Raw genomic sequence first — 5551 nt, forward strand, 5'->3', positions numbered from 1 at the left:
CTATCATAWTATCCCTTAGCTTTAAATAAATAGATTTAAATAATAAATTTATACTACTAAAGTTAATAAAAAGAATATTGGTAATTATCAATACATAAATATATATATGAAGTATAGGTTTGATAGTATTTACATAGTATAAGGGGGTTATTAGATGAAACAAATAATAGTAGAAAAAGATATCTCTTTAAATAATAATGAATTAGCAGATAAAAATAGAAAGTTATTAGATGAAAATCAAATATTTACTATAAACTTACTTGGTTCTCCTGGTTCTGGAAAAACTTGTTTGCTTGAAAAGTTAATAGAAAATATAAAGAAAAACTATAATATGGCTGTTATACAAGGAGACTTATATACTGCAAAAGATGCAATGAGAATAGAAAAGCATAATATAGATGTTATTCAGCTAAATACAGGTGGATTATGTTACCTAGATGCTGGTATGATTTCAACATCGCTTGATAACTTAGATATAGATAGATTAGACTTCTTGGCCATAGAAAATATTGGTAATTTAGCATTTCCTATGGAATATGATTTAAGTGAAGATATGAAAATAGTAGTTATGAGTACAACAGAAGGGAATGATAAACCATTTAAATATCCACTAATGTTTAAGAGTGCATCTGTAGTTATATTAAACAAATTAGATATCATAGACCATACAAATTTTGATGTAAATGAATTTTATAGAGATATTCGTATGTTAAATAAAAATATAAAGATATTTGAAGTTTCTTGTAAGGATAATAGAGGTATTGAGGAACTAAGTGACTTTTTGAAGAATAAAATAAGAGAAAAAAAGATAATAAATTCATAATAAAATGCCTTGTAATTTACAAGGCATTTTATTATGAATTTATTTAATAGATGGGTATTAATAATTAAGGTAAATTTTCACAATATACTTTTATTTTTAAAAAAATAATGTTTTTTAGCGAAATTTAGTATATAATAGTAAAAATATAAAGTATATTGTATTAATTTGAAAAAAGGAGAGTATCTATGGAAAATAACATTTCGATTCGAAAGGTAAAAACCGATACTAGAGCCTCTAATATAGAAGCATTTATATTTTTAGGTATTTTACTTTTTGGATTCATTTACATCGCAAATATTATGGGTGCTGGTATAATGTTTAAAGTTATAATGAACACAGCACATGATTTGCTTTTAAACACAGTGTTCTTAATAATGTCAATGGCAGTATTAGCAGGAGCACTTAGTGCATTACTTTCAGAATTTGGAGTTATATCTCTTTTAAATAAAGTGTTTGCTATTTTTATGAAGCCTTTATACAACTTACCTGGTGCAAGTATTGCAGGTGCTATAACTACTTATTTATCTGATAACCCAGCTATAATATCATTTAGTAAAGATAAATCTTTTACTAAATTCTTTAAAAAACATCAGATTCCTGCATTATGTAATTTGGGTACATCTTTTGGAATGGGGCTTATCGTAACAACATTTATGATATCTCAAGGTGAAGAATATGTATTACCTGCGTTAATAGGAAACGTAGCAGCTATAATAGGTAGTATAGTGAGTGTTAGAATAATGTTACATTTCACTAAAAAGTTCTACAAAGATGATACAAAATTAGATAATTCTAATATAGAGTCAAATGAAGTTAAAGAAGAGAGGGTAATAAGAAATGGTAGTGTATTCCAAAGAGCTTTAGATGCTATGCTTGAAGGTGGAAAAAGTGGAGTTGATCTTGGAATTGCAATAATACCAGGAGTATTAATCATATGTACATTAGTTATGCTTTTAACTTTTGGTCCAAGTACTGATCCAGCTACAGGTCATGCTGTTTATACAGGAGCTGCATATGAAGGAATTGGATTACTTCCTAAAATAGGAGAAAAGCTTAGATTTATACTAGAGCCATTATTTGGATTTACATCACCTGAAGCTATAGCTTTCCCAATAACATCTTTAGGTGCAGTAGGATCTGCAATGAGTTTAGTTCCTCAATTTATAAAAGATGGAGTAATAACACCTAATGATATAGCTGTATTTACAGCTATGGGTATGTGTTGGAGTGGATACTTAAGTACTCATGTAGGTATGATGGATGCATTAAATGCAAGAGAACTTACAGGTAAAGCAATATTATCTCATACTATAGGTGGATTATGTGCAGGTATATCTGCCCACTTTATATTTATGTTAATTTCATAATAAAAAAAAGACTTAAGCATTTAGCTTAAGTCTTTTTTATTTACTTATTTATTTCTAGGTTTAATAGGTCTTGATGTATTTTGACTTACAGAACCAGTTTTAGCTGGTCTTAATCTTGGTTCTATATTTAATTCTTCTCCTATTTCTAAACTTGATTTAGCTACATTTTTATGTAGCTTAGGTTCTTTTCTAGCTTTATTTTTAGCATTTTGTTTTGACATAATATCCTCCTATTTGTAAATAAAATTACAATAATAATTTAACCCAAATAAGGATTAGATATTCTTTGGAAGTTTTTATATAAATACATGAATTAAAGATAGATNNNNATAATAAGATAAATATTTAAATAAAGGAATAGTAACTAAATTTTTCATGAATAAAAATTTTAAATTTAATTGACAAATATGAGATATAGTTATATAGTTTATATAAAGTTATTAGCACTCATCTAATAAGAGTGATAATAGAATTGAAAATGACTTTTAATATTTTGAAATTTTAGCATAATAAATAATATATTTCAGATAAAAGTAATGGAGGTATATTTATGGATATAGAAAGAATGACTGTAAGGGTTCAAAAATCATTAAATGATGCATACAGTATAGCTGTAAAAAATCATAATCAACAAGTGGATGTTATTCATTTATTTAGTGCTCTTGTAAATCAAGAAGATGGGCTTATACCTAATATATTTGAAAAGATGAATGTATCGGTAGAATCTTTAAAAAATAGTATAGAAGTAGAACTTAATAAGCTTCCTCAAATACATGGAGAAGGAATAAGTTCACAAGGGGTAACTGCTACAAGAAGAATAAATGAAGTTTTATTAAAAGCAGAAGATATATCGAAGGAATTTAAAGATGCTTATATAAGTGTAGAACACGTTATGCTTGCTATTATGGATATGGAATCTCATAATGCTACAGGAAGGATTTTAAAACAATATAATATAAATAAAAGTAACTTCTTAAATGTATTATCACAAGTTCGTGGAAATCAAAGAGTCGAAACACAAGACCCAGAAGGTACTTATGAAGCTTTAGCTAGATATGGTACTAATTTAGTTGAACTTGCTAAAAAGAATAAGTTAGATCCCGTTATAGGTAGAGATGAAGAAATAAGAAGAGTTATAAGAATATTATCTAGAAGAACAAAAAACAATCCAGTACTTATAGGAGAGCCTGGTGTTGGTAAAACTGCTATAGTTGAGGGGTTAGCAGAAAGAATAGTTCGTGGTGATGTTCCAGAGGGATTAAAAGATAAGATAATATATGCACTAGATATGGGGTCATTAATAGCTGGTGCTAAATATAGAGGTGAATTTGAAGAGAGATTAAAAGCAGTACTTAAAGAAGTACAATCTTCGGATGGTAAGATAATCTTATTTATAGATGAAATCCATACAATAGTAGGTGCAGGTAAAACAGATGGTGCTATGGATGCTGGAAACATTATAAAACCAATGCTAGCACGTGGCGAGTTAAATTGTATAGGTGCTACTACTTTTGATGAATACAGACAATATATAGAAAAAGATAAAGCACTAGAAAGACGTTTCCAACCTGTTATAGCTGAAGAGCCTACTGTAGCAGATACTATATCAATACTAAGAGGTCTTAAAGAAAGATTTGAGATACATCATGGTGTAAGAATTCATGATAATGCTATAGTTGCAGCTGCTAAACTGTCAGATAGATATATACAAGATAGATTCTTACCTGATAAAGCTATAGACTTAATAGATGAAGCTGGGGCTATGATTAGAAGTGAAATAGATTCTCTTCCAACAGAACTAGATACTGTAAGAAGAAAATTATTTACTTTAGAAACAGAAAGAGAAGCTTTATTAAAAGAAAATGATGAAAAAAGTAAAAGTAGACTAGAAAATCTAGGTAAGGAAATATCAGAACTTAAATCTAAAAATGATGAAATGAGTTCTAAGTATGAAAAAGAGAAAAAGCAAATACTTGAAATAAAGAATTTAAAATCTCAGCTTGATGAAGCTAAAGGGAATGTAGAAAAGTTTGAAAGAGAATATGATTTAAATAAAGCTGCTGAAATTAAATATGGTGTAATACCAAAATTAGAAGCACAAATAAAAGAACATGAAGAAAGAATGCAACAAAGTTATGATAATGCTTTATTAAAAGAAGAAGTAACAGAGAATGAAATATCTCAAATCGTTGCAAAATGGACAGGAATACCTGTTGCTAAATTAGTTGAAGGTGAAAGAGAAAAATTATTAAAATTAGAAGATGATTTACACAAAAGGGTAATAGGACAAGATGAAGCTGTAACAGCAGTATCTAATGCAGTAATACGTGCTCGTGCAGGTCTTAAAGATGAAAATAAACCAATAGGTTCATTTATATTCTTAGGTCCTACTGGTGTTGGTAAAACAGAACTTGCTAAAACTCTAGCTAACAACTTATTTGATAGTGAAGAAAATATTATAAGAATAGATATGTCAGAATACATGGAAAAACATGCAGTATCTAGACTTATAGGACCTCCTCCAGGCTATGTAGGATATGAAGAAGGAGGACAATTAACAGAGGCAGTAAGAAGACACCCATATTCTGTAATATTATTTGATGAAATAGAAAAAGCACATGAAGATGTATTTAATATATTCTTACAAATACTAGATGATGGTAGACTTACTGATAATAAAGGCAAAACTGTAGATTTTAAAAATACACTTATAATAATGACATCAAATATAGGAAGTCACTATCTATTAGAATCAGGTGAAGATATAAATGAAGAAACTAAAGATTTAGTTATGAGTGAAATGAAACATAGATTTAAACCTGAATTTTTAAATAGGGTTGATGATATAATAATGTTTAAACCTTTAAATCTTGAAGGAATAAAACAAATAATAGATATATTTGTAAATGCACTTAGAAATAGATTAAAAGAAAAAAATATGGGCATAGAAGTAACTGATGAAGCTAAGGATATAATGGCTAAAGAAGGATATGATCCAGTATATGGTGCTAGACCATTAAAAAGATATATAAGCAATACACTTGAAACTATAATTGCTAAAAAGATGATAGCTGGAGAAATATATAGTGGATGTAATATAGTTATTGATGGTTCAGATGATAATATTAATGTAAATGTTAAATAGTAATTAAATTAAAAGCATCTCAAATGATTATAATAATCTAGAGATGCTATTTTTATAATTTAAGGATAAATTTAAATCATATTTATGGTATAATAAGATTTTGAATGAAAGTTAAAATAAATAATATRCAATTGAGGAGGACATAATATTGGCAAATATATTTTACATAGTAAGACATGGACAAACAAATTGKAATATATTAGGTAAAACTCAAGG

Annotated in this window: 4 protein-coding genes; 3 read left to right on the top strand and 1 reads right to left on the bottom strand. The window is 27.8% G+C overall.

Going from position 1 to position 5551, the window contains the following annotated elements; all coding sequences use genetic code 11:
• Positions 1 to 154: 154 nt before the first annotated feature.
• Together hypB and G3997_RS04655 are read left to right on the top strand one after the other, a co-directional pair.
• Positions 155 to 823 carry a hydrogenase nickel incorporation protein HypB gene (gene hypB / locus G3997_RS04650; RefSeq protein ID WP_296648849.1) on the top strand — a complete coding sequence of 223 codons (669 nt, stop codon included), beginning with the start codon at positions 155 to 157 and terminating at the stop codon, positions 821 to 823.
• 185 nt (positions 824 to 1008) lie between these two features.
• On the top strand, positions 1009 to 2190 hold the full coding sequence (locus G3997_RS04655) for a CD0519/CD1768 family membrane protein (protein WP_296648854.1): 1182 nt from the start codon (positions 1009 to 1011) through the stop codon (positions 2188 to 2190).
• A gap of 44 nt (positions 2191 to 2234) precedes the next feature.
• Here the strand turns inward: G3997_RS04655 and G3997_RS04660 are convergent, their stop codons facing one another.
• The gene (locus G3997_RS04660) at positions 2235 to 2411 is read right to left on the bottom strand and encodes a hypothetical protein (protein WP_296648858.1); all 177 of its coding nucleotides are present in this window, start codon (positions 2409 to 2411) and stop codon (positions 2235 to 2237) included.
• A 329-nt stretch (positions 2412 to 2740) separates the two neighbouring features.
• Between G3997_RS04660 and clpB the strand changes: the two genes are divergently transcribed.
• Positions 2741 to 5335, top strand: coding sequence for an ATP-dependent chaperone ClpB (gene clpB, locus G3997_RS04665; protein ID WP_296648863.1), 2595 nt, complete (start codon positions 2741 to 2743; stop codon positions 5333 to 5335).
• The last annotated feature ends 216 nt before the right edge of the window (positions 5336 to 5551 follow it).

It is taken from the genome of Romboutsia sp. 13368 (assembly GCF_018336475.1).
In the GTDB taxonomy this organism is placed as follows: Bacteria; Bacillota; Clostridia; order Peptostreptococcales; family Peptostreptococcaceae; genus Romboutsia.

Excerpts from the sequence above, each read along its gene's own strand:
- hypB (WP_296648849.1), top strand. The coding sequence starts at position 155 with ATGAAACAAATAATAGTAGAAAAAGATATCTCTTTAAATAATAATGAA.
- G3997_RS04655 (WP_296648854.1), top strand. The coding sequence starts at position 1,009 with ATGGAAAATAACATTTCGATTCGAAAGGTAAAAACCGATACTAGAGCC.
- G3997_RS04660 (WP_296648858.1), bottom strand. The coding sequence starts at position 2,411 with ATGTCAAAACAAAATGCTAAAAATAAAGCTAGAAAAGAACCTAAGCTA.
- clpB (WP_296648863.1), top strand. The coding sequence starts at position 2,741 with ATGGATATAGAAAGAATGACTGTAAGGGTTCAAAAATCATTAAATGAT.